The sequence below is a fragment of the Frondihabitans cladoniiphilus genome, assembly GCF_039544345.1.
In the GTDB taxonomy this organism is placed as follows: domain Bacteria; phylum Actinomycetota; class Actinomycetes; order Actinomycetales; family Microbacteriaceae; genus Frondihabitans; species Frondihabitans cladoniiphilus.
This window is the reverse complement of the sequence record NZ_BAABLM010000001.1, coordinates 571257-594267: the sequence shown is the minus strand read 5'-3', so window position 1 is coordinate 594267 and position 23011 is coordinate 571257. Positions and strand designations below refer to the sequence as shown.

General features: G+C 65.7%; 27 protein-coding genes and 3 pseudogenes. 19 read left to right on the top strand and 11 right to left on the bottom strand.

From position 1 onward, the window contains the following. The first annotated feature begins 159 nt into the window (after positions 1 to 159). The 5 genes and pseudogenes from ABEA39_RS02780 (at position 160) to istB (ending at position 2840) form a co-directional block, all read left to right on the top strand. Complete coding sequence (locus tag ABEA39_RS02780) at positions 160 to 633, top strand: hypothetical protein (protein ID WP_345372967.1); 474 nt, start codon at positions 160 to 162, stop codon at positions 631 to 633. A 56-nt stretch (positions 634 to 689) separates the two neighbouring features. Then, a complete protein-coding gene (locus tag ABEA39_RS02775) occupies positions 690 to 977 on the top strand; it encodes a hypothetical protein (RefSeq protein ID WP_345372965.1) in 288 nt (95 codons plus the stop codon). Further along, positions 974 to 1282 (top strand): hypothetical protein, encoded by a 309-nt coding sequence (locus ABEA39_RS02770; protein WP_345372963.1) that lies wholly within the window; start codon positions 974 to 976, stop codon positions 1280 to 1282. Before ABEA39_RS02775 ends, ABEA39_RS02770 begins: the two co-directional genes overlap by 4 nt. Continuing rightward, complete coding sequence (locus ABEA39_RS02765) at positions 1279 to 1563, top strand: hypothetical protein (protein WP_345372961.1); 285 nt, start codon at positions 1279 to 1281, stop codon at positions 1561 to 1563. The genes ABEA39_RS02770 and ABEA39_RS02765 overlap by 4 nt, the downstream gene beginning before the upstream one ends. A 471-nt stretch (positions 1564 to 2034) precedes the next feature. Next, a pseudogene (istB, locus tag ABEA39_RS02760) lies at positions 2035 to 2840 on the top strand (IS21-like element helper ATPase IstB). Between the two features lie 13 nt (positions 2841 to 2853). On the opposite strand, the pseudogene ABEA39_RS02755 reads toward istB, so the two are convergent. Then, positions 2854 to 3371: pseudogene (locus tag ABEA39_RS02755) on the bottom strand (GNAT family N-acetyltransferase). Further along, positions 3368 to 3718 (bottom strand): ArsR/SmtB family transcription factor, encoded by a 351-nt coding sequence (locus tag ABEA39_RS02750; protein ID WP_345372959.1) that lies wholly within the window; start codon positions 3716 to 3718, stop codon positions 3368 to 3370. The pseudogene ABEA39_RS02755 and the gene ABEA39_RS02750 overlap by 4 nt, the downstream one beginning before the upstream one ends. A gap of 88 nt (positions 3719 to 3806) precedes the next feature. Between ABEA39_RS02750 and ABEA39_RS02745 the strand changes: the two genes are divergently transcribed. Continuing rightward, positions 3807 to 5123, top strand: coding sequence for an NAD(P)-binding domain-containing protein (locus ABEA39_RS02745; protein WP_345372957.1), 1317 nt, complete (start codon positions 3807 to 3809; stop codon positions 5121 to 5123). Between the two features lie 13 nt (positions 5124 to 5136). Here ABEA39_RS02745 and ABEA39_RS02740 read toward each other — a convergent pair whose 3' ends face one another. Beyond that, on the bottom strand, positions 5137 to 5811 hold the full coding sequence (locus ABEA39_RS02740) for an arsenate reductase/protein-tyrosine-phosphatase family protein (protein ID WP_345372955.1): 675 nt from the start codon (positions 5809 to 5811) through the stop codon (positions 5137 to 5139). Positions 5812 to 5851: 40 nt separating this feature from the next. Here ABEA39_RS02740 and ABEA39_RS02735 point away from each other — a divergent pair, with 40 nt between their 5' ends. The 5 genes from ABEA39_RS02735 (at position 5852) to ABEA39_RS02715 (ending at position 10550) form a co-directional block, all read left to right on the top strand. Then, complete coding sequence (locus ABEA39_RS02735; RefSeq protein ID WP_425556895.1) at positions 5852 to 6607, top strand: aquaporin; 756 nt, start codon at positions 5852 to 5854, stop codon at positions 6605 to 6607. Between the two features lie 21 nt (positions 6608 to 6628). Further along, positions 6629 to 8011, top strand: coding sequence for an FAD-dependent oxidoreductase (locus ABEA39_RS02730; RefSeq protein ID WP_345372951.1), 1383 nt, complete (start codon positions 6629 to 6631; stop codon positions 8009 to 8011). After that, positions 8008 to 8409 (top strand): arsenate-mycothiol transferase ArsC, encoded by a 402-nt coding sequence (locus ABEA39_RS02725; protein WP_345372948.1) that lies wholly within the window; start codon positions 8008 to 8010, stop codon positions 8407 to 8409. The genes ABEA39_RS02730 and ABEA39_RS02725 overlap by 4 nt, the downstream gene beginning before the upstream one ends. Positions 8410 to 8473: 64 nt before the next feature. Then, positions 8474 to 9442, top strand: a complete 969-nt coding sequence (locus ABEA39_RS02720; protein WP_345372946.1) for an arsenic resistance protein — start codon at positions 8474 to 8476, stop codon at positions 9440 to 9442. Positions 9443 to 9485: 43 nt separating this feature from the next. Next, the gene (locus ABEA39_RS02715; protein WP_345372944.1) at positions 9486 to 10550 is read left to right on the top strand and encodes a DMT family transporter; all 1065 of its coding nucleotides are present in this window, start codon (positions 9486 to 9488) and stop codon (positions 10548 to 10550) included. A gap of 50 nt (positions 10551 to 10600) precedes the next feature. On the opposite strand, the gene ABEA39_RS02710 is transcribed toward ABEA39_RS02715, so the two are convergent. From ABEA39_RS02710 to ABEA39_RS02700, 3 genes are read right to left on the bottom strand one after another with little or no spacing between them, the layout of a single operon-like run. Then, complete coding sequence (locus tag ABEA39_RS02710) at positions 10601 to 11269, bottom strand: cation diffusion facilitator family transporter (protein ID WP_345372941.1); 669 nt, start codon at positions 11267 to 11269, stop codon at positions 10601 to 10603. Next, positions 11266 to 12198, bottom strand: coding sequence for a cation diffusion facilitator family transporter (locus ABEA39_RS02705; RefSeq protein WP_345372939.1), 933 nt, complete (start codon positions 12196 to 12198; stop codon positions 11266 to 11268). Before ABEA39_RS02705 ends, ABEA39_RS02710 begins: the two co-directional genes overlap by 4 nt. Beyond that, positions 12195 to 12602, bottom strand: a complete 408-nt coding sequence (locus ABEA39_RS02700) for an ArsR/SmtB family transcription factor (protein ID WP_345372938.1) — start codon at positions 12600 to 12602, stop codon at positions 12195 to 12197. The genes ABEA39_RS02705 and ABEA39_RS02700 overlap by 4 nt, the downstream gene beginning before the upstream one ends. A gap of 337 nt (positions 12603 to 12939) precedes the next feature. Here ABEA39_RS02700 and ABEA39_RS02695 point away from each other — a divergent pair, with 337 nt between their 5' ends. Then, the gene (locus ABEA39_RS02695) at positions 12940 to 13113 is read left to right on the top strand and encodes a hypothetical protein (protein ID WP_345372936.1); all 174 of its coding nucleotides are present in this window, start codon (positions 12940 to 12942) and stop codon (positions 13111 to 13113) included. Positions 13114 to 13448: 335 nt separating this feature from the next. Here ABEA39_RS02695 and eno read toward each other — a convergent pair whose 3' ends face one another. The 5 genes from eno to ABEA39_RS02670 all read right to left on the bottom strand — a co-directional run bounded on the left by eno (position 13449) and on the right by ABEA39_RS02670 (position 16919). After that, a complete protein-coding gene (gene eno, locus ABEA39_RS02690; protein WP_345372934.1) occupies positions 13449 to 14783 on the bottom strand; it encodes a phosphopyruvate hydratase in 1335 nt (444 codons plus the stop codon). Positions 14784 to 14804: 21 nt separating this feature from the next. Next, on the bottom strand, positions 14805 to 15176 hold the full coding sequence (gene crcB, locus ABEA39_RS02685) for a fluoride efflux transporter CrcB (RefSeq protein ID WP_345372931.1): 372 nt from the start codon (positions 15174 to 15176) through the stop codon (positions 14805 to 14807). Further along, entirely contained in the window at positions 15173 to 15583 is a 411-nt protein-coding gene (locus ABEA39_RS02680; protein ID WP_345372929.1) for a fluoride efflux transporter FluC, read from the bottom strand. The genes crcB and ABEA39_RS02680 overlap by 4 nt, the downstream gene beginning before the upstream one ends. Before the next feature lie 89 nt (positions 15584 to 15672). Then, entirely contained in the window at positions 15673 to 16416 is a 744-nt protein-coding gene (locus ABEA39_RS02675) for a 2,3-bisphosphoglycerate-dependent phosphoglycerate mutase (protein ID WP_345372927.1), read from the bottom strand. Then, complete coding sequence (locus tag ABEA39_RS02670) at positions 16413 to 16919, bottom strand: universal stress protein (protein WP_345372925.1); 507 nt, start codon at positions 16917 to 16919, stop codon at positions 16413 to 16415. Before ABEA39_RS02670 ends, ABEA39_RS02675 begins: the two co-directional genes overlap by 4 nt. Before the next feature lie 252 nt (positions 16920 to 17171). Between ABEA39_RS02670 and ABEA39_RS02665 the strand changes: the two genes are divergently transcribed. The 7 genes and pseudogenes from ABEA39_RS02665 to ABEA39_RS02640 all read left to right on the top strand — a co-directional run bounded on the left by ABEA39_RS02665 (position 17172) and on the right by ABEA39_RS02640 (position 22946). Continuing rightward, a complete protein-coding gene (locus ABEA39_RS02665) occupies positions 17172 to 17723 on the top strand; it encodes a uracil-DNA glycosylase family protein (RefSeq protein WP_345372923.1) in 552 nt (183 codons plus the stop codon). A 78-nt stretch (positions 17724 to 17801) separates the two neighbouring features. Continuing rightward, a complete protein-coding gene (locus ABEA39_RS02660; RefSeq protein ID WP_345372921.1) occupies positions 17802 to 18707 on the top strand; it encodes a LysR family transcriptional regulator in 906 nt (301 codons plus the stop codon). Positions 18708 to 18781: 74 nt separating this feature from the next. After that, entirely contained in the window at positions 18782 to 19939 is a 1158-nt protein-coding gene (locus ABEA39_RS02655; RefSeq protein ID WP_345372919.1) for a TDT family transporter, read from the top strand. A 205-nt stretch (positions 19940 to 20144) separates the two neighbouring features. After that, the gene (locus tag ABEA39_RS02650) at positions 20145 to 20741 is read left to right on the top strand and encodes a recombinase family protein (protein WP_345372917.1); all 597 of its coding nucleotides are present in this window, start codon (positions 20145 to 20147) and stop codon (positions 20739 to 20741) included. Between the two features lie 7 nt (positions 20742 to 20748). Next, positions 20749 to 20898 (top strand): annotated as a pseudogene (locus ABEA39_RS18795) (helix-turn-helix domain-containing protein); the annotation flags it as partial. Between the two features lie 141 nt (positions 20899 to 21039). Next, complete coding sequence (locus ABEA39_RS02645) at positions 21040 to 22134, top strand: Mu transposase C-terminal domain-containing protein (protein ID WP_425556916.1); 1095 nt, start codon at positions 21040 to 21042, stop codon at positions 22132 to 22134. Then, positions 22134 to 22946, top strand: coding sequence for an AAA family ATPase (locus ABEA39_RS02640; RefSeq protein WP_345372913.1), 813 nt, complete (start codon positions 22134 to 22136; stop codon positions 22944 to 22946). The genes ABEA39_RS02645 and ABEA39_RS02640 overlap by 1 nt, the downstream gene beginning before the upstream one ends. Positions 22947 to 23011 lie beyond the last annotated feature (65 nt).

Here is a 23011-nt window from a genome sequence, read left to right as displayed (position 1 = left end):
ACGTGCTTCTCGTCAGTGCCCGCGGATCCTCCGAGCGCCCCGAAGTAACCCATCTGCACGAAGTGCTCCAGTTCGTGAGAGTCAGGGACTTGCCCGGACGGCCAGCGGCCGACAGAAGGCTCGGACCGGAGGAACGGAAAGCGAAGCGGAGGGAACCGAATGACAATTCGCGCTGCCGACGTGAACGTTCACCTGGACCGGCCACCCATTAGCGGCACGATGCTGCTCCACGACGACGAGACCAACACCATCGTCCCCATCGTCATCCGCCCCATTGACAGGCCTCGCGGATTCGTCGTCCGGCCTCCCCTCGGCGACACCATCCGCGACGATTTCGACGACTACAAACGAGAAGCCGAACGCATCATGCACGCCCTCCTCACCGTCACCACCCGTGAAACCGCAGACCGCGACCGGCACGTCAGCCGGTTCGAGGACACGTTCCACATCCCCGACCCCACGGGCGATGAGGGCTGGCAGCGGGTGCGGTGGCGATACATCCGTGGTGACGCCGACGCCATCGAACTCGAAACCGAAGCGCTCAAACGTTCAGGGCCCGACCTGTTCCTCAACACCGACGACCCATCGCCCGACGGCGCCGACGATATTGAACCGAACTGGCGCTTGCGATGACCGATAATTCAGACCGAGGCGAGGTCGCCAGCACCGAACGCGAAGGCGTCGACCCCGTGACTTCCCTCACTGGGTCCGCCTACATCGTCGACTTCGAGAAGATGCCCGCCACCCGCAACCCCAACCCGGACGACAAAGACGACGAGAAAAACGTCCGCAAAGATGGCGGCGTAGACGTGGATCGCTGGCGGATAGTGCGCGGGGAATGCACCGTCGGAGACACCAGCCAGGCCGAACTCGGAATAAAGGCCCGTACACACGAAGGGACCGGCCAGCACCTCGGTTTGGGGCACTGGTTACCCGACAAGAACGAGGACAGCGGGAAACACCGGTCGATCTCATGACCGGCGGCCCAGAGAACATTGCGGAGCTCGCCGTCACCAGCCGTGAGGGCGTCTGGTGCGCAACGACCTTGAACGGGTCGGCATACGTCATCGACTTCGGCGAGATGACCGTCCGCCGAACTCCAGACCCGAACGACGACGATGAAGCGAAAAACCTGCGCAAAGACGGCGAAGAAAGGCCCCTGCTTGGCATCGACCAGATCGCCATCGGCAGCGACATGATTTTCATCCTCGACATTCGAGGGGATGGCACGCCGACCACACGGTGGACGTCACCGGTCATCAGAATCGAGCGCGTCGCATGAACGGCGACGCCGAATCGCCGCCGTTCAAGCCGCGGGTACACATCGTCAGCTTTGCCGGCGACGCCCTCCACATATTGGGGTTCATCTTCCTCGATGACCCTGACCACGAGGAGCCTCGCCAATACAACGTTGAGGCCATCGCCGGGGTTCAACCGCTGAGCGTGACGCCAGCCGGAAGCCAGGCGCACTGGCCGGGCGGAGGGCTCTATCTCACGGAGGCGAACCGGATAGCCCGAGACCTTTGCAAGGCCACGTTCCCGCACCTCGAAAGCGGATCTTGAAACCAGTGGGTCGAGAATGGGCGCGAAAGGCGCGCGAGCTTCTGAGGTCAGCAACTATTACTTGGTGCCGATGCCTCTATTGATATCGCGAGCGATTAGGAAAGTGCCTTCGCGGCATGCATCCCGCCCCCAGAGTGGGGCGGCTGGTCTCGAATTGTCGTATGTCAGCGACAAAATCGGTGAAGCGGCCCGACGATGTTCGGCGCCGATTGCTGCTGTCCGGTGCGGAATGCTCCTGGGCCACAACGATTTCCGGGGGGACCTCAACGTCAGTCACGTCAAGAACCGAAGTCACGTCTCTTCAGGACGCCCACGACTTCAGCGCCGCCTGGCGGACCCTGCCGCAGTCATCGCTGGCCTGCCAGCTGACACCCGCCCCCTTCCGTCGGTTGCCGCCTATGACCAGTTACTTCGACTCCCGGACCGGCAACGACCCGAGGATGCGGCCACCGTTAAGAAGGGAACAGGATCATGACCACGACGACGAGCATTACCACCACTCTGCGGAGACGGAGGGGCTTGACGGAAGAGGCCGCGAACGCCGCTATTGATCAGGCATGCCGTCGGCTGCGGCTGCCATGATCAGAGCTGTGGTTGACGAGGCCATGGCCGCGGCGAATAAAGAGCAGCTCTCCTACCAGGGGTTCCTGGCGGAGTTGCTCTTGGCGGAGTGCGACGATCGCGACCGCCGGTCCTCGGTGAGGCGGGTGAAAGCGGCCGGGTTCCCGAGGGACAAGTGGCTGGGGGATTTCGACTTCGACGCGAACCCGAACATCAACCCCGCCACCATCAACACCCTCGCCACCGGCGAGTGGGTCCGCCGCGGGCAACCGCTCTGCCTCATTGGGGATTCCGGCACCGGCAAAAGCCACCTCCTCATCGGCCTGGGCACAGCGGCGGCAGAGAAGGGGTTCCGGGTCAAGTACACGCTCGCCACCCGGCTCGTGAACGAACTCGTCGAAGCCGCCGATGAGAAGAACCTGGCCCGCACCATCGCCCGCTACGGGCGGGTCGACCTGCTCATGATCGACGAACTCGGGTACATGGAACTCGACCGAAGGGGCGCCGAACTCCTCTTCCAAGTGCTCACAGAGCGAGAGGAGAACAACTCCATCGCGATCGCCTCCAACGAGTCGTTCTCCGGCTGGACGAAGACCTTCACCGACCCCAGGCTGTGCGCGGCGATCGTGGACCGGCTGACATTCAACGGCACCATCATCGAAACCGGTACCGCGTCCTACCGGCTCGCCCACACCCGCCAGCAGGAAACCGCCTGACCGGGACGGATCCCTAGTTGGTTCCGGTAACGGTGCTGCGGCGTTCGAGGAAGACGTTGTCCCGCCATTGCCCTGCCCACGGACCGAAGCTCATCCGCCCGATGCGTTCGCGGATGCCGACCTCCCGGAATCCGTGCGCGGCATGAGGGCAAGGCTTCCGTGGTTCTCGGGGAAGATCGCGGATTGAATCATCCACACCCCGGCTGCCTCCGACAACGCGATGAAGTCGGCCAAAAGCAGGTGGCCGACCCCGGCACCGCGGGCGTTTTCGGCGACATAGATGGAGTGCTCGATGACGCCTCGATACACGGGCCGAGACGACACCTTCGACGCGGCCGTCCATCCGACGACGTCGCCCTGCGCGTCAACGGCGACGAGGCGGAGATCCCGGATCTTTCCGCTATCGAACTCTTCCCAGGACGGGGTCTGGTCCTGGAAGGTCGCGTTCCCCGTCGCGATGCCCTCGGCATAAATCCGCTCGACGGCCGGCCAATCGCCCGCCTTCATGACGCGGATCGTCAAATCGGTCATGCCGGGTTAAGCGCCCGACTGCTGGCGGTGAGGGCGGCGAAGTCGGCGCGGTAGTACGCCCACTTGCCGCGCTGCTCGCGGGTGGCAAGGCCAGCGTCGACGAGCTGCTTCATGTGATGGGACACGGTCGGCTGCGACAGCCCGACCGGGGCGGTGAGGTCGCAAATGCAGGCCTCCCCGGTGGGGCTGGCTGCGATGAGGGACAGGAGCCGGACTCGGGTCGGGTCACCCAGGGCCTTGAAGACCTTCGCCACGTCCTCAGCTTGCGACGCGTCGAGCGCGTCTTCGCCGGCTGGTGCGCAACAGGCGTCGACGGGCTGGAGGAGGAGTGTGGCGGTCGTGGTCATGAGTCCAGTCTGCCAGTCGCATTGACATCTGTCGATGTATCGAGCACAGTCGATGTATTGACCGTTCTCGATCCGAGGAGCTTTTCCCTTGTCTAATCTTCCCGTTGTTGTCATCGGTGCCGGCCCGCAGGGTCTCGCCGTTGCCGCTCACCTTCTCGAGCGTGGGATCGAGCCGCTCGTCCTCGAGGCGGGCACCGGTCCGGCGGCGGCAGTCGCGGATTGGGGCCACGTCCGGTTGTTCTCTGCGTGGCCGGAGCTGGTGGATGCGGCGGCCGGTCGTCTCCTGGCCGGGACGGGGTGGGTTGCCCCGGCGACTGGGTATCCGATCGGGTCGCAGTGGATCAGCCGCTACCTCGCGCCTCTCGCCGAAGCCCTTGGCGACCGGGTGCGGTACGGTACGACCGTGACCGGGGTGGGCCGGAAGGGTCGCGATCGCTTGGTGGATGCGGGCCGCGGCGAGCAGCCGTTCACGGTCCATGTCGACGTCGACGGGACCGAGGAGCGCATTGACGCGCGTGCTGTCATCGATGCTTCCGGCACCTGGTCGACCCCGAACCCGCTGGGCGCCGACGGCCTCTGTGCTCTTGGCGAGAAAGCAGCGGCCGGCTTCCTCTCATATCGCATCCCTGACTTTCACGACGCTGCCCGGTTCGCCGGGAAGCACACCGTCGTTGTCGGGAGCGGGCACTCCGCCGCGACCGCGGTCAACGAGCTGACCCGCGTCGCGAAACAGCACCCGGACACCCGGGTCACGTGGGTGCTTCGTCGAGGGAACGTGGGGAACACGTTCGGCGGCGGTACCGCCGATGAGTTGCCCGAGCGTGGGGCACTCGGTGCCCGCGCCCAGAAGTCCGTCGAAGCGGGGATCGTGGATCTCGTCACCGGGTTCCGGGTCGAACGAATCGACACCACCGACACCGGCGCCATCCTCATCTCCGAAGACGGGCGCGCCCTGCCCGAGGCGGACCTCGTGGTCGCCCTGACGGGGTTCCGCCCCGATCTGTCGTTCTTGTCCGAGGTGCGCCTCGAATTGGACGCGACGTTGCAGGCGCCGGTCCGGATCGCGGCGGAGGTGGACCCGAACGTGCACAGTTGCGGGTCTGTCCGTGCCACCGGAGCTGCTGATCTCGCGCAGCCGGAGAAGGACTTCTACCTCGTCGGTGCGAAGTCCTACGGGCGTGCGCCGACGTTCCTGGCAATGACCGGGTATGAGCAGGTCCGCAGCGTCGTCGCGGAACTGGCCGGCGACCACGAGGCCGCAGCCCGCATCGACCTCGTCCTCCCGGACACCGGCGTGTGTGGCGGGGCGGGGCTGTTCGATGACCCGAGCGGCGCCAAGGGCGGCGCCTGCTGCGCCCCCGCACCGACACTTCTGCAGATCGGCCGCGCACCCGTCAACGCCTAAACCGAAGTCCCGGCTAAGCCTTGGTGAGGCGGGGGGCGAGTTCCTGGATGCGGTGTTCGAGGTCCGTGAAAGCGGCCTCGAATGCCGTGTCCGTCCCGGTGTGGACGGGGTCGGGGATCGACCAGTGCAGGCCGGAGGGGACGGTCAGTTCTTCGTGGGCGTTGTCGCAGACCGTGACCACGAAATCATCCGGCCCGAGAACGTCAGCGAGCAGCTGCGGGGTGGCTTCATGCAGCTCCAGGTGGTGCCGTTTCGCTGCCCGGATAGCGCCCGGTTCGACCCGTTTAGCAGGGTGCGTTCCCCCCGATGCGGCAGGGATGCTGCTCGCGTTTTCCCAGAGCGCTGCGGCGAGCTGGGACCGGGCGGAGTTCCCGGTACAGACGAACACCACCCGGTGCGCGGCCACCGACGTCGTCGGGGTGAGCCCGGTGAGAGCGCCGGGGGCGAGGTGGAGGTAGCTGCGCCGCCGGTCACCCTCAGACCGCACCCGAACCAGTATGCCCACGCCTTCCAGCACCTTCAAGTGATGCGCCACGAGGTTCGACGGCATCCCGAGCTGCTGGCCCATGTCGGTCGGGGAGACGTCCCCAAGGGTCAACAGGTCGACGATTCGCAGGCGTGCTGGATCGGCCAGGGCGGCATGCTTCGCGGCCCGAGCCTGGATTGTCTCTGTTCGCTCAGCGTTCATTACCTCAATCTTGACTGAGGTACCTGGTTGCCGTCAAGATGTGGACGTGCCCTCCTCCACCCTGATCCCACGCGCTGATCTCCTGCCCCGCCTGCTGGCGGAGCTGCTGGGGACGGGTCTGCTGGTGACGGTCGTTGTCGGGTCGGGGATCATGGCGCAGCAGCTCAGCCCGCGCGATGTCGGGCTGCAACTGCTGGAGAACAGCCTCGCCACCGCTCTCGGCCTGACGGTTCTGATCTTGATGCTCGGCCCGATCTCCGGGGCGCACTTCAACCCGGTGGTCACCCTGGCCGACTGGGCTCTTGGCCGCCGAACCCGCACCGGGCTCCGCTCAGCGATGGTCCTTCCCTACGTTGTCGCGCAGGTCGTCGGGGCGATCCTCGGCGCGGTGCTGGCGAACACCATGTTTGACACCCCCACCACCATCGCAACCACGCACCGCGCCACCAGCGGTCACCTCCTCGGGGAGGTCGTCGCGACGGCGGGGTTGATCCTGGTGATCTTCGCCCTCGCCCGCACCGGTCGCGGTGCGCTTGCTGCTCCGGCGGTGGGTGCGTATATCGGGGCGGCGTACTGGTTCACCAGCTCCACGTCGTTCGCGAACCCCGCAGTGACCCTTGGCCGGATCTTCACCGACACCTTCGCCGGCATCGCCCCCACCTCAGCCCCCGCGTTCATCGGAATGCAGCTGCTCGGTGCCGCGGTCGGTTGCGTCCTGCTGCTTGTCCTTTACCCCGACGTCGCCCGGTCCGCCGACGACGTCGTCATTCCGCACCTCGACCAGGCGTCCGCCTGACCCGCCCGAAAGGCCCTCACCATGCACCTCGTTGCCATCGGCGGATCGGACGCCGGGATCTCCGCCGCCCTCCGCGCCCGCGAACTCGACCCGTCCGTTGACGTGACGGTCGTTGTCGCGGACGCGTACCCGAACTTCTCCATCTGCGGCATCCCGTACTTCTTCTCCCGCGAAGTGCAGCCCTGGCAGTCCCTCGCCCACCGCACCCACGCCGACCTCGAAGCCACCGGCATGAACCTCCGCCTGGAGACGTTCGCGACGTCGATCGACGTCGCAGGTCACCGACTCGCCGTCCGCGCCATCGACGGCACGGAATCCACCATCGACTACGACGCCCTCATGGTCGGCACCGGAGCGCTCCCCTCTCAAGCCGGCATCGACGGCCTCGACGTGTTGGGGCCGGAGGACGGGGTGCACGTCATCCATTCCATGGGCGACACCTTCGCCCTCGACCGGTTCCTCGAAACCCGGAACCCGGAGACCGCGATCATCGTCGGCGCCGGTTATGTGGGCTTGGAAATGGCGGAAGCGTTCACCGTCCGCGGCATCAAGACGACCCAGATTCAGCGCGGCCCGGAAGTGCTCTCCACCCTCGACCCGGAACTCGGCGCCCTCGTGCACACGGAACTGACCGACCATGGCGTCACCGTCGTCACCGACACCACCGTGAACCGGGTCGACAAGACCGGCGATAGCCTCACCGTCAGTGCCACACACGACGGCGAACCGGTGACTCACACGGCCGACGTCGTCCTCGTCGTCGTCGGGGTCCGCCCGAATACCGACCTCCTCGAGCGTGCCGGCGCATCTCTCGGCGCCGGCCGGGCGGTCGTCGTCGACGACACCATGCGCACCGGCCTTCCCGACGTCTTCGCCGCCGGCGACGGCGTCACCACCCACCACCGCCTCCTCGGCACCACCTACCTGCCCCTCGGCACGACCGCCCACAAGCAGGGCCGCGTCGCCGGCGAAAACGCCCTTGGCGGTACCGCACGGTTCGCCGGGTCCGTCGGAACGCAGGTCGTGAAGGTCTTCGACCTCGTTGCCTCCCGCACGGGGCTCCGCGAACATGAAGCCGTCGCTGCCGGGTTCGCACCCGTCAGCACGACCGCGATCGCCGACGACCACAAGCGGTACTACCCGGGCGCGCAGCCGATCTCGATTCGCGTCACCGGAGACAGCCGCGACGGACGCCTCCTCGGCGCGCAGCTCGTCGGCCGCCTCGGCACGGAGACCGCCAAACGCGTCGACACCTACGCCGTCGCCCTGCACGCCGGCTTGACCGTGGAGCAGGTCAGCGAACTCGACCTCTCCTACACACCGCCACTTGGCTCACCGTGGGACGCCGTGCAGGTCGCCACCCAGGCCTGGTCCCGCGAACACCGCCAGGCGGTCACCGCATGAGCGACAAGCCCACCGTCCTGTTCATCTGCCAGCACAACGCCGGCCGCTCCCAACTCGGCGCTGCTCTCCTCGAACACCTCGCCGGAGACGACTACATAGTCACCTCCGCCGGAATCGCACCCGACGAAAAGGTCAACCCGGCAGTCGCCGCGAGCATCGCGGAGCTGGGGATGGACATCAGCGGCCGAACGCCGCGCGCCGTCACGCACGCGGACCTTGCTGAGGCCGATCTGGTCGTTCTCATGAAGCCCGGACTGGCGCTTCCTGGCACACCCGTAGGACGGGTGCTGGAGTGGTCGTTCCCTAACCCGGAGAACTGGGACGTCGACACCGTCCGCCCGCTCCGAGACGCAATCGCCTCACGAATCAACGCCGAGATCACAGGGCCGCAACGATAAGAAGCCTGCCCGGGAGCCGCCTCCACGTCGCCGAGTCGTGGGCGGCTCCTCGTAGGGTGTGAGGATGGGCGCTGTCGTGGGTTGGCTGGAGCGGCGCCAGGTTCCCCTCTACATCGTCGCGATCGTCCTCGGCGCCGTCATCGGGGCGGCCGCCCCATCGGTGGCTCCGAGCCTGACCGTGTCCATCAACCCGGTCCTCGGGCTGCTGCTGTTCGCAACATTCCTCGGCGTGCCGCTGACCCAGGTCGGCAAGGCATTCAAAGATGTCCGCTTTCTCGGCACGGTCCTCATCGTGAACTTCGTCGTCGTGCCGCTGGTGGTGTGGGGCCTGTCACGGTTCGTGGCCAGCGACCGGGCCCTGCTTGTCGGGGTTCTTCTGGTGCTCCTAGCGCCGTGCGTGGATTACGTGATCGTCTTCACGGGGATCGCAGGAGGCGCCAAAGAGCGCCTCCTCGCCGCGGCGCCGCTGCTGATGCTGCTCCAAATCGTTCTCCTGCCCCTGTTCCTGCTGCTGTCTGCAGGGTCCGCCGCGGTGTCGTTGATCGATGTGGGACCGTTCGTGGAAGCGTTCCTGTTTCTCATCGTCGTGCCGTTGATCGCTGCCGCTCTCGTGCAGGCCGCGGCGAAAAAATACCGGGCGGGCGTCGTCATCGAGAACGTCATACAGGGCCTGATGGTTCCGTTGATGATGGCGACTCTGGCCGTGGTGATCGGCTCTCAAATCAGCGCCGTCGGTTCCCGGATCGGCCAACTGCTGACCGTGGTTCCGCTGTATGTGGTGTTCCTCCTCGTGATGCTGGCCGTCGGGCTGCTCGCCGGCCGAGTCACGAAGCTCGACGTTCCCGCCCAGCGGGCTTTGATCTTCAGCGCGTCGACAAGGAACTCCCTGGTCGTGCTGCCTCTGGCGTTATCGCTTCCGGCCGCGTTGGATCTGGCACCGCTTGCTGTGGTCACGCAGACCCTTGTGGAGCTGGTCGGCATGATCGTGTTCGTGCGGCTCGTTCCCCGACTGACGCCTCACCGCAACCAGTAACCGTCTACGGGTGTCGGAGGGACACCATGGGACAATCGGTCAGGTGAGAGCTTCCCTGTCGAACCGCGGCGTTCAGGCCGCGCTGTTGTCCGCTGTCCTCTTTGGCGCCGGGACACCGTTGGCGAAGCTGCTGCTGGGTGATGTCAGCCCCTGGCTGCTCGCGGGTCTCCTCTACTGCGGTTCCGGGATCGGCCTGACGATCATCCGGGTCATCCGTCGTGCCCCACGCGTGCATCTGGCACGCCGCGATGTGTGGCCGCTGGCCGGCGCCATCGCTGCCGGCGGCATCGGAGGCCCCGTGCTACTGCTGTTCGGGCTGGCGAACATGCCGGCCTCGGGGGCGTCCCTGCTGCTGAACGCGGAAGGCGTGTTCACTGCCCTCCTGGCATGGTTCGTGTTCCGGGAGAACTTCGACCGGCGCATCGCCCTCGGCATGCTCGCCATCGTCGCCGGCGCCGCTGTGTTGAGCGTCCCGTCTGGCGCGAACCTCGGCTCACCGTTGCCCTCGTTGGCGATCCTCGGGGCATGCCTTTGCTGGGGACTCGACAACAACCTCACCCGCAAGGTGTCTCTCACCGATGCGACGTGGCTTGCCGCGACGAAGGGCCTCGTCGCAGGGCCCGTCAATCTGATCCTTGCCTTCGCCATCGGCGCCTCGCTGCCGTCGCTGCCCACGATCGGCGGAGCACTCGTCGTCGGGTTCTTCGCCTACGGCGTCAGTCTTGCGCTGTTCATCGTCGGGATGCGGCACGTCGGCACGGCACGCGCCGGCGCCTACTACTCGATCGCGCCTTTTTTTGGCGGCGTCCTCGCCTTCGCCTTCGGTGACCGGGTGACCGTGCCGTTTGTCATCGCGGCGGCCTTGATGGCGGTCGGGGTGTGGTTGCACCTCACCGAGCGGCACGAGCACGAACACACCCACGAACCCCTCACCCACGACCACTGGCACACCCACGACGAGCACCACCAGCACTCCCACCCTGAGCCGGTCGCCGCCGGAACGTGGCACAAACACGAGCACCACCACGAGCCGGTGACCCACACGCACGAGCACTACCCGGACGCTCACCACCAACACCGCCACGACCTCTCCCACGCAACCCGGTAGCAGCCCGGGCGCGGCCATCCGGCGCAAGTGCGGCGCTGTCGTGTGGGCGCTCAGTCGTCGCCTTCGGGTTCACGCTCTCCGGTGAGGACGGACACGGGGACGGTGCAACTGTCGCCTTTCCATGCCTCCAGACCCTCTTTGACCGCGAAGCCCACAACGACAAGAGCTGCGATGGGGTCAGCCCATGTCCACCCGAAAAGAGTGTTGAGCAGGAGCCCGATGAGGACCGCTGCGGACAAGTACGCGCAGATGAGGGTCTGTTTGGAGTCAGCGATCGCGGACGCCGATCCGAGTTCTTGACCGGTGCGCCGTTCGGCGAGGCTGAGCGCGGGCATGATCAGCAAACTGATCACGGTGAGAACGATGCCGACAGGGCTGTGCTCGGCCTCTCGGACGCCGGTCAGGGATAACGCGGCATCGATGGTGACGTAGACGGCGAGGGCGAAGAACGAGATCGCGATGACCCGAAGGGCCGTCCGCTCGCGGGTTTCGGGGTCCTTGGCGGTGAATTGCCAGGCGATCGCTGCGGCGGAGAGCACTTCGACGATGGAGTCCAGGCCGAACCCGACCAACGCGGCGGAGGACGCCATGGTGCCGGCGGTGATCGCGACGACGGCCTCGATGGCGTTGTAGGTGATGGTCGCTGCGACGATCAGACGGATGCGGCGGCGGAGGACGCGGGTGCGGGGCGGGACTGGAAGCGCCGTGGTGCCGGTCATGCGTGGTCCGTTCCGGGTTCGTGGGCGGTGTGGCCGGCGGGTTCGAGTTGGAAGGTGCTGTGTTCGACATCGAAATGACCGATGAGGCAGGCTTGCAGCTCGTCAAGGACCTTGGGGGCGTGGCCGTCTTGGAAGCACTCATCGGTCAGCGTCACGTGCGCCGACAGGGCGGGGAGGTCCGAAGTGACAGTCCACGCGTGCAGGTCGTGGATCGCCAGCACGTGGGCGGGTTCAAGAAGGTGACCCCGGATTGATTCGAGGTCGATTCCCTCGGGAGTGCCTTCGAGGAGGATGCGCCCGGAGTCCTTCAGCAGTCCCCAGGCGGCGTGGAGCATGAGGATGACAACGATGAGGGAGGCGATGGAGTCGGCGCGGGTGAAGCCAGTGAAGAGGATGACGACCCCGGCAACGACGGTGGCGATGAAGCCATAAAGGTCCGTGAGGATGTGCTGGAAGGACCCCTCCACGTTCAGGCTCTGACGGTTCGCTTTCGCCAAGACCCAGACGGCCACGAGGTTCACCGCCACCCCGAGGAGCGCGACGACGAGGACTGGTCCGCCTTCGACCTTGGGCGGGTCGATGAGCCGGCGGATGGCTTCGACGGCGACGATGGCACTGATGACCACGAGGGTGATCCCGTTGACCGCAGCGGAGAGGATCTCGGCGCGTTTCAGCCCGAAGGTCCACCGGGAGCTACTCGGGCGGGCGGCGAGTCGGATCGCGACGAGAGAACCGGCAAGGGCTGCGGCGTCGGTGAGCATGTGGCCGGCGTCGGACAACAGAGCGAGGGACCCGGAGATGATCGCGACGACGACCTCGACGAGAAGGAACCCGACGATCAACGCCAGGGCGATGCTCAGAAGGCGGGTGTTGGCGTCGGGAGCGGCGCCATGATTATGCGCTTTGTTCTGCTGGTGGGTGTCGGTCACAGGTCACCTCCCGTCGCCTCGGGGTGGATAGCGACCGTGTGGCCCGCATGGGTAAGGCCGAGGTCGAGGAGCATTCGGACGTGACCGTCGTCGAGGCGGTAGTACGCCATCCGGCCACGCCGCGCGACCGACACCACCCGGTGCGCCCGGAGAAGGCGCAGAGCGTGGCTGACGGAGCTTTCGCTCATCGCCGTTGTCGCGGCGAGATCGCAAACGCACATTTCTCCGCCTTCGAGAAGCGACATCAAGAGGCGAAGCCGGCCGGGATCGCCGAGAAGGGAGAAAACGTCCGCCAGCTCGGTCACGTCCTCCGCATCGGGCAGACGGCGCCGAACCATGTCGACCTTGTCCGGGTCGACCATTTTCAGCTCGCAACTATCGATGCTCGCCACGTCGATCGCCATGGGTACTCCTCATCTGATCAATCGTTCAGATGACCCTAACAGGCTGACGATGCTGAGTCACGCGGCCTAGAGGCCGCCTCTTGCAGGTTTGTCCGGATTCGTGTCACACTGACCTTGCGCTTTTAGCGCGTAAAAAACTAGCCGGCCCTTGGGTCGGTTTTTTTGTGCCCGAAACCGGACGCTTTCCCGCGCCCTCGGTCAGCACATCCACTCCGAGGCCACCGGACCGCCGGCGCCTCGTCGTTCTCGCCCGCGAGAACCATCAGCCTCGGACCCGCACGCCGCGAGGTCCGTGAGTCGACCCGTTCGGGTCGGCAGCATCAACGGTGGAGGTTCCATGCTCCAGCTGTCGATTGAGATCCCCGCTGCCGCGGGCTACGCAATCGGATTCGCCGTCGCGACCGGCATCATCGCGACCGCCATCCGAACCGCGTGGCCGGTGCTGAACGACAAGGCTGCACGCCGCGTCGCTCGCATGCGCCGGGCGAAAGCCGCTCGCAAGAGCGACTAACTCAAAAATCGCACCCCTCCATCGTTAAGGAGAGCTCCGTCTACCGGTGTGCAATAGACAACCGTCCACGACACACTGGAGCCGCTTGATCCCAGAGCCTGTGGAGTTGATCGTTAATTGGCGGTCTTCCGTGATTACTATTTGGCGTGTGACGAGCGCCCATTGGCGTTCACACCTGGGCAAAACGGGTACCGCCTTTTGTGGAAGCGGCGGTGCCCGCCGGCCCAGCCCGCGGACTAAGGAACGCGGGCTGGTTGCTGCACACGCTGCACGTGTGCCGGACCGGGTCGTTGACACGCTCACCGCCCGGAACGTCTAGGTCTCTTGGTCTGGGTTCAGATCAGGCCGTAAGGCAGGGCCTTGTTGGTGTCTTCGATCTCGGTGAGCCGGTTGTACTTGGCGACGCGTTCACCTCGTGCGGGGGCGCCGGATTTGATTTGCCCGGTTCCGGTCCCGACGACGAGGTCGGCGATGAACGTGTCGATGGTCTCCCCAGAGCGGTGCGACACCATGCTTGCCATCCCTGTTTCGCGGGCGGCCAGGATCGCGTCGAATGTTCGCGACACCGTGCCGATCTGGTTCGGTTTGATCAATGCCGCGTTGGTGAGGCCGTCTTTACCTCCGGCGCGGATGCGTGCCGGGTCGGTGACGTAGAGATCATCTCCGACGAGCTGAACGCGGTCCCCGACAGCGCCGAAGAGGGCTTTCCAGCCGTCGTGGTCGTCTTCGGAGAACCCGTCTTCGATGCTCCTGATCGGGTAGGACTTTGTGAGGTCCTGGTAGTAAGAAACCATTTCGGTTCGGTCTAGGGTTCGGTCGGCGATCTTGTAGGTGCCGTCGCCGTGGAAGAACTCGTTCGCGGCCGGGTCCAGCGCCACCGCGACCGTGTCGGTGCCAGGCTCATAGCCCGCCGCCTGAATGGCTTCGACGAGCATGTCGAGGGCTTCTTCCGGGGTGGAGATTGGTGGCGCGAAGCCCCCTTCGTCGCCAAGGCCAAGGGTCTTGTACCGGTCCCGGACGATGCTGGCAAGGGCGTGGTAAACGTCGGTGCCGATTCGGACGGCGTCGGTCATGCTCGATGCCGCGACCGGGGCGATCATGAATTCCTGGAAGTCGAGGGCATTGGCGGCGTGGGCACCGCCGTTGAGGACGTTGAAGTGCGGCACCGGGAGGCGCGGGCTGCTACCGGTGACGTCGGCGATCCACCGCCAAAGGGGAAGATCGGCAGCGGAAGCGAAGGCGCGTGCTGCGGCGATCGAGGTGGCGACGACACTGTTGGCGCCGAGGCGGGAGTAACCGAGGGTGCCGTCGAGGTGGGCGAGGGCTGCGTCGACCTGCGCGATGCTCAACCACGACTGCCCGGTAAGCATCGGAGCGACGTCTGTCTCGAGCAGGTGGAGGGCCTGGGAGACGTCGCGGCCGGAATAGGTGGTGCCGCCGTCGCGGAGTTCATGAGCTTCATGGGCTCCGGTCGAGGCGCCGGCGGGGGCGTCGCCGGTGACGATGGTGCCGTCGCCGAGTTCGAGATGGACCCTGATGGTGGGGAAGCCGCGCGAGTCGAGGATCCGGCTACCGCGGATGGCCTCGATCGTGACGGGGTGGATGGTGTGGGTGACGTAGTCGCCTTGTCGGTGGCTGTGGTGGTGCACGTTGCTGACGTAGTCGTTCATGGTCGTTCCTTTCAGGGGAGTTCAGGCGAGGGCGCCGAGGGCGATACCGGTAGCCGAGGCGGCTACGGAAATGACGAGCATCCCGAGCCCGTTGAGGGCGGCGGCGTTGATCCGGCCGTTCCGGGCGAGGCGCACCGTTTCGAAGCTGGCCGTGGAAAAGGTGGTGTAACCACCCATCACCCCGGTGCCGAGGATTGCGACGGGAAGTGCACCGAGGTGGGCGGAAAGGCCGGTGATCAGTCCAAGCATTAGGGACCCGGTGATGTTGATGGTCAGGGTTCCGACCGGGAGACGGTACTCACGGCCGGTATTGATGCTGCCGTCGACCAGAAGCCTGAGGGCGGCTCCCAGCCCACCGCCGACGGCGACAGCAAGAAAGGCCAGCGCGTTCATGCGGCGTCCTTTCGGGAGTGGAGCCGGGAGGCAATGGCGATACCTGCCCCGGTGGCGACCGCCCCGGCGAGGACGGTGAGGAGTGCGTATCCGGTTCCAGTGAGGTTCCGGTGGGCAAGGAACAAGGCGGCGGTGGAGGTGGCGAGGGTGCTGTAGGTGGTGAAGCCGCCGAGGACCCCGGTTCCCAGAAGCAGTCGCAGGATCCGGCGCCGCCCCTCGTCCGGACCCCGGCGGGCGAGGGACTCCAACAGCACCCCGAGAAGGAGGGCGCCGGTGATGTTGATCCAGAAGATCGACCAACTGACCCCGTTCTGCGCCGGCAGCGCCGTGCTGATCGCATCCCGGGCGGCCGTCCCGAGGGCACCGCCGAGGGCGACGATGCCGAGGTACCGCCAGTGCAAATGCACGGGACGGTTTCTGCGCCTCGGGTCATCGACGTCGATGTCAGGATCGACGGGAAGAGAGTTCTGGGTCAAAGACGTCTCCGTTTCGGGCATTAGGTGCCGCCTTCCGCCGCGACGCGGGCCGCGGCTGCTCGCGCGGACGGGTCCAGGTAGTCGCCTCCGCGCGGCACAAAGCCCCGGCCAGCCTCGAGCCGGTACAGGAGCGGCTGCCCCGTCGGAAGGTTCAACGCTTCGACCTCGGCTTCGGTTAGGGCATCCAGGAGCAGACAAAGGGCGCGAAGGGAATTCCCGTGCGCGACCACCAGCACCGTCCGCCCTTCAAGAACGGTGGGCATGATGCGTGCGTAAAGGACCGGGCGGATCCGGGTCACCACGTCGGACAAGGATTCTGTGCGCCCGACCGCCTTCAACGAAGCCCTGCGCAAAGCAGGACTCATCCGCAGGGAGAACCACAAGCTCAGCGGCATGGCGGGTGGTCGGCCGTGGAGGGAGCGGCGCAGCGACTGGAACCGTGCGTCGCCGAGTTCTGTGCGGGCCCTTGTTTTCGTCATCCCCGTCAGGGCACCGTAGTTGCGTTCGCCCAGCTGCCAGAGCTGCTCGACAAGAACGTCCAACCCGAGGGCATCGGTCACGAGGTCCACGGTATGGACAGCTCGCCCAAGGGTGGATGTCAGCACGAGATCAGGGCGCACCCCGGCGTCGCGGAGGGCGATTCCTGCCTGGGTCGCTTGCGCTTCTCCGACCGCGGTCAGGGGGACATCGAGCAGACCGGTGAATATCCCGGCGGCGTTCGCGGTGCTCTGCCCGTGCCGCAGCAAGATCAGGTGCCCAGTCATGACGCCGTCCACGGCAACGGGTTGTCGAACCCGACCGGTTCCACCGGTACGACGAGGACCGGGCGGTGCTGCTGGTGCGTGAGGCGGGCGGCGACGGAACCTGTGAAGAATTCCGCAACCCGGTGCGTGCCAGCGCGCGCACCAACGACGATCATCAGGGCGCCGTGCTCCTCAGCCACGCGGGCGAGCGCCCGTGCCGGATCACCGACCGCCGACACGATCTCTACCGCGACATCGTGCTGGGCCGCGATCGCCCTGATGTCGACCGCATCCTTCTCATCGAGAGTCCTCGGACGGGTGTCGGCCGCGTCGGGGTCGACGGGGTCGATCATCTCTGACCCATCCGCACGCAGACCGCCGCTCACGAGCGACGGATCGACCGTCACACACACCAAGCCGGTACCCAGGCGGTGCGCCAGTGTCGCCGCGACCGTGAATGTTTCGCGAATTCGACCGGGTTCCAGCCCGACGACGATCTGGCCGGTTTCGATGTCTCTAGTCATGACGTTTCCCTACCTCAGGCGCTACAAAGCGCATCTAGCTGAGATAGGGACTGTTGTCGACGAGTGTCGAGGTTGGGTCCGGCAAGCCCCACTGCCGGGTCGTAATACGTTGTCAGTATGCACCCCGGGCAAGCGCGACCACCAGCTTTATTCGGAATCTATTTCCGCCGCGGCATGCTGACCCGGCAGGCAGGGGGTGAGTAAGTTCGTGTGCGTGAGCATCGATTCGCCCCCGCCGCGGATCTCCGCGGAATGACAGCTTCGCCTCTTCAGGGTTTGAACGAGCTCTTAGATCCGTGGCGGCATCCCGGCTTCGGGCCGGAGCGGTTCGTTCCCGGGTTTGATCCCCGTTCCGGCGGCGACCGATCCACAGTGTTGGTGCTGATGGAATCTCCCGGCCCAGCGACCATCGCTCAAGGCACGACCGCGATCAGCAGCGAGGACAACCCCGGTCCCACGGCCACAGCATTTCGCGCAGCCCGCATCGAGTCGGGCCTTGCCCGCGAACAGTACCTGCGCTGGAACGTGGTCCCGTGGGCTCTTCGTCGTTCTCCCACGGTCAGCGATTTGGAGGAGGCGCGGCCGGCCCTAGGCCAGCTTCTCGACGTAATGACAGAGATTCGGGCGATTGTGACTTTTGGCACGCCCGCGTTGACCGGAGTAATGCGGCACTTCACCCTCAACAACGACGCCCGCATCGTGCCTGTCCTCGCAGCGCCTCACCCGTCGCCAGCCAACGCCACCCGGTACACCGAGAAGCACCTCCGTGCCGTCATCGCGCTTCGGCACGCCGCCGCCCTCTAAGTCGGCGCCTCGATACGCTCCACACGTAAACGAACAACAAGCTCCGCTTGTCAGTCGCCGCCTACAAGGGAGATTTCAGTGCGCGAAGATGTCCCCGATCTTGTGACTCTGCGAATACTCCACGCCATTGCTGACACTGGAACGTTCCGGCGTGCGGCTACGGAGGTGGGGATGTCGCAGCAGGCCGTGTCCTCCCGGATCCACGCCGCCGAGGCGGCTCTCGGCTACTCCCTCGTTAATCGGACCAGGAACGGGTCCACCCTGACCGCGCAAGGACAGTTGATAGCCGAGTGGTCAAGCGAGTACCTGGCGGCCGCGCATCAGCTCGCACTCTCCGTGCAGACCCTCCGCCCCAAGGCCAGCGACGTCCTCACGGTCGCGGCCAGTCAGACGATCTCTGAAGAGTTCATCCCCGGATGGATAAGCGCATTCCGGCACCGGTCTGGCGGCGACGCGCAACTCCGGCTGACCTCGGGTAACAGCGACTTCGTCATCGAGCAAGTCCGCGACGGGACGGCACTGGTTGGCCTCATCGAGACACCGGAGATCCCGGCAGATCTGGCCTCCGCCACAATCCGCATCGACGAGCTCGTCATCGTCGTCGCCCCCACGCACCCCTGGGCCCGCCGGAAGGGAGTCGTGACTGTGGCGGAACTCGCCGGTGAAGCGCTGATCACGCGGGAGACCGGATCCGGCACACGGCGAACCCTCGAACTCGCCCTTGCCGAGACCCAGCCCAGGCTCGTCCTCCACGAGCCGGCCGCGGTGCTGGCCACTACCAGCGCCATCCGCGGGGCTGTCGCCAGCGGGATCGGACCGGCGGTTCTCAGCACCACCACGGTGCAGGACGACATCACCCGCGGCACCCTCCGCCATGTTCCCGTGGAAGGCCTAACCCTGTCGCGGCCATTCACCGCGCTCTGGCGCACCGGGACACTGCTACCTGCCGCAGCAGAAGTGTTCTTCACTGTTCTCCGCGAGTGATCGACAAGGACTGCTTGTCACCTGACAGGGATACAGTCGTAGCGCCCTGCGGAGCCGGAGAGCACGCTTGTGTCATGACCACCACCGCCAGCCGACCGGCCGCACCCGCGCCTCAGAAGAACGCGCGCCGCCTTTTCCGGGAGCTCGAACACCCCCACGAGATCGTGTCGAACCTCACCCCGAACTGGTTCGCCTCCATCATGGGCACCGGCATCGTCGCCAACGCCGCCGCGAGCCTGCCCATGCAGTTCCCGGGCCTGCGGGTTTTCGGCACTGTCGTCTGGGCGATCGCGAGCATCGTCCTCGTCGCCTTGACCGTTGCGACCGTCCTGCACTGGGTCCTCTACCGGGAGACCGCAAAAAAGCACCACCTGAACCCGGTCATCTCTCACTTTTACGGGGCTCCCGCGATGGCGTTCCTCACGGTCGGCGCCGGCACTCTCCTTCTCGGCAAGGACGTCATCGGGCTGCCCGCCGCGATCGGTGTGGACTGGGTCTTGTGGTCTCTTGGTACAGCGATGGGTCTCGTCACCGCGATCAGCATCCCGTTCCTGACCTTCACCCGCCACGACACGAAACCCGACAGTGCGTTCGGCGGCTGGCTCATGCCAATTGTCCCGCCGATGGTCTCCGCCTCCACCGGCGCACTGCTACTGCCCTACACCCCGGCCGGCCAAGCCCGCGAGACGCTTTTCTGGTCCTGCTACGCCATGTTCGGCCTCGCACTCGTCGCCTCGCTGATTGTCATCACCCTCATCTGGGCCCGGTTGACTCAGCACAAGATCGGCGCAGCCGCCATGGTCCCCACGCTCTGGATCGTCCTCGGCCCCCTCGGTCAGTCGATCACCGCCGTCAACCTCCTCGGCGGCAACGCCCACCTCGTCGTCCCACCCGCCCTGGCCAACATGCTCCTGACTTTCGGGCTGATCTACGGCATCCCCGTCCTCGGCTTCGCCCTCATGTGGACCGCGCTGGCCCTGATGATCACGATCCGCACCGCCCGCGAGAAACTCCCGTTCTCCCTTACCTGGTGGTCATTCACCTTCCCCGTCGGGACCTGTGTGACCGGCCTCTCGGGCCTTGCCCTGCACACCGGACTCGTCGCCCTGCAGGTCCTCGCTTGCGTTTACTACGCAGGACTCCTTGCGGCTTGGATCACTGTCGCAATCCGCACCTTCCACGGCAGCGTCATCCGCGGCACCCTCCTCGTAGCACCACGCGTCACCGCGTAACTGATGAATCGTTCGCCGGGCGGCGTGCATCGCCCTATGAACTCACCGTCTCGAAAAACTAAAGCTTTCCGAGGCACGCGAAACCTGCTCCGAGCTTCCCTGGGAAGTGGCGGATTTCCGGGAGCCCCTTTGTCTTGGAAACATGTCTTACCGAAAAGTGCCTTTCTGTCGCCTGTTCTAGGAGTTATCAAGGCAGAATGGCCCGGTGAGACATCTCGGGTACACACGGGTCAGTACGAGAAGCCAAGACGCGAAGTTGCAGGTCGACGCCCTGGTCAAATCGGGCGTGCAGGAGCGGGACATTTTCGCTGACGTCACCTCGGGCAGTCGGACCGCGATCTCGCGTCCCGGGATGAAGAAGCTCCTCGACTACGCCAAGCCCGGCGACACGGTCGTCGTCTGGCGGGTCGATCGCCTCGGACGGTCCCTGATCGATGTGTTGAACACGGTGAAGCTCCTGCGAGAGCGGGACGTGCAGGTGCAGAGCATCTCGGACGGTATCGACCCGTCGACGACGTCGGGCCGGCTGATGCTGAACATGCTTGCCACGCTGGCCGAGTACGAACGCGAGCTGATCACAGAACGAGTGAACGCCGGGATCACGGCTGCCCGGCAAGGCGGCACCAAGTTCGGCCGGCCCCTGTCCGATCCCGTCGTCGTCGCCGACAAACTGAAGCTCGTCACCGAGGCAAGGGCCAAGGGCCGGACGGCGGAGGACGCCGCGAAACTCGTCGGCTGGAGCCGGGCCACCCTCTACCGCCACCAGCAGGCCCTCGCGGCCCGGGAGAGCACCACCGTGTAAGTGACTCATGAACGCGGCCGAGCGGTGGCGTGTTCTTCGGCTGCATGTCGAAGACCAGATCCCCCTCGCCGCCCTCGCACGAGAGACCGGGATCTCCGCCCGAACCCTTCAGCGCTGGAACCAGCTCTACCGGGTAGGCGGCATCTCGTCTCTCGAACCTCATGACCGAACCGATAAGGGTGTCCGCCGGACATCACCGGAGACGGTCGCCTTCATCGAACGGCTGGCGCTCACGCGGCCACGACCGAGCATCGCCACGCTGCACCGTCTCGCTATCGGCGACGCTCAAGCAAAACAGGTGCCTGCGCCCAGTTATGCGACTGTGCGGCAGATCGTCCAGGCACTCGATCCGGCCCTGGTCACCCTGGCACTTGAGGGACCGGTCTCGTATCGGGACAAGCACGAGCTGGTATTCCGGCGCCGCGCGGAACGCCCCAACCAGACGTGGCAGTCCGACCACACCGAACTCGACATCCTCATCGTCGGCGCCGACGGGAAACCCGACCGGCCTTGGCTCACCACGGTCATGGACGACTACTCCCGTGCCATTTGCGGATACATGGTCTTCACCGGCGCACCCTCAGCGATCAACACCGCCTTGGCTTTCCGACAGGCGATCTGGCGGAAGACCGACCCGGCGTGGGCGATGTGCGGCATCCCCGACATCCTGCACGTGGACCACGGCTCGGACTTCGTCAGCCACCATCTCGAGCAGACTGCCGTCGCTCTGCACATCAGGATTATTCACTCGACTGTCGGGCGACCCCAAGGCCGAGGGAAGATCGAACGGTTCTTCGGAACCATCAACACCGAGCTCCTGACCACGCTCCCTGGCCACCTTGGACCCGGCAGCCGCACACCAACGCCGGTCCTGGACCTCGCCGGCCTCGACCGCGCGATCAGCGAATTCATCGGTACCTACAACGACCGGACCCACAGCGAGTTGGGGATCTCACCGCGAGACGCGTGGGTCGCGGACGGGTGGCTTCCGCGGATGCCCGACAGTCTTCAAGAGCTCGACGGGCTCCTCCTTACTGTTCCGAAGAAGCGGGTCGTTCAACGCGATGGGATCCACTTCCAAGGCCAGCGCTACCTCGCCACAACCCTCGCCCCGTTCGTCGGTCACAGGATCACGATCCGGTACGACCCCCGCGACATCTCCGAGATCCGCGTCTACGACCGAGACACCTTCATCTGCACCGCCATCGACGAGGCCCACCCCAACCTTCGCCTCAGCCTCCGCGACATCGAAACCGCTCGCCGCGCCCGCCGCAAGCAGCTGCGGCGGGCCATCAACGATCGGATCCCGACCGTGGCCACCCGCGAGGAACCTCGCACGCCACAACCCACGAAGCGGCGGCCACGGCTGCGAACCTACGAAGAGGACGAGTGATGAACCAAGCCTTCATCGTCACCAAAGAACACCGGCGCTTCATCGAGTTCGCCAACGCCGTCCGGAAAGAGAAGACCATCGGGATCTGTCACGGCGCCGCCGGCGTCGGGAAGACCAACTCCGCGCGCCGCTATGCGAACTGGGATGCCCTCGAGGCCTACATCAACGAGTGGGGCCCGCGAGGCGAGCAAGACGCTCCGCACTACGCCCTCGCGAACCGATCCCGCACCGTCTTCTACACACCAGAGGTGCTCTGCACTCCCAAAACGCTGATGAAAGAAATCATGCACTGGCAGATCAAGGTCGGAATCTGCGCAGACGAGCACCTCCGCTCCATCAGCCCAGAAGCTGCCGCGGAGAAGCAGCACGACGTGACTCGGTTCGTCGAGCTGCTGATCATTGACGAAGCCGAACGGCTCACGCCCACCGCCCTCGAGCTGCTCCGGGACCAGCACGACCGCACCCACCTCGCGATGATCCTGATCGGCATGCCCGGCATCGACGAACGCTTCCGCCACTACCCCCAGCTCTACAGCCGCCTTGGCTTCTCACACCAGTACCGCGCATTGGGCCGCGAGGAACTCCTCTTCGTCCTCGACCGCCACTGGAAGCGCCTCGGCAGAACTCTCGACCCTGACGACTTCACCGACGCGCAAGCCATCGCGGCAATCGAACGAATCACCCGCGGCAACTTTCGCCTCCTCGAGAGGCTCTTTCCTCAGATCAATCGCGTGCTCAAGATCAACCAGCTCGACACCATCACCGACGACGTCATCGAAGCCGCCGCCAGCATCCTCGTCATCGGCAACTAGCGACACGAAGCGATCACAGAACACCGCCAAAGAGCGGCAAACTCCACACCCAGAGCCGGCGCGTC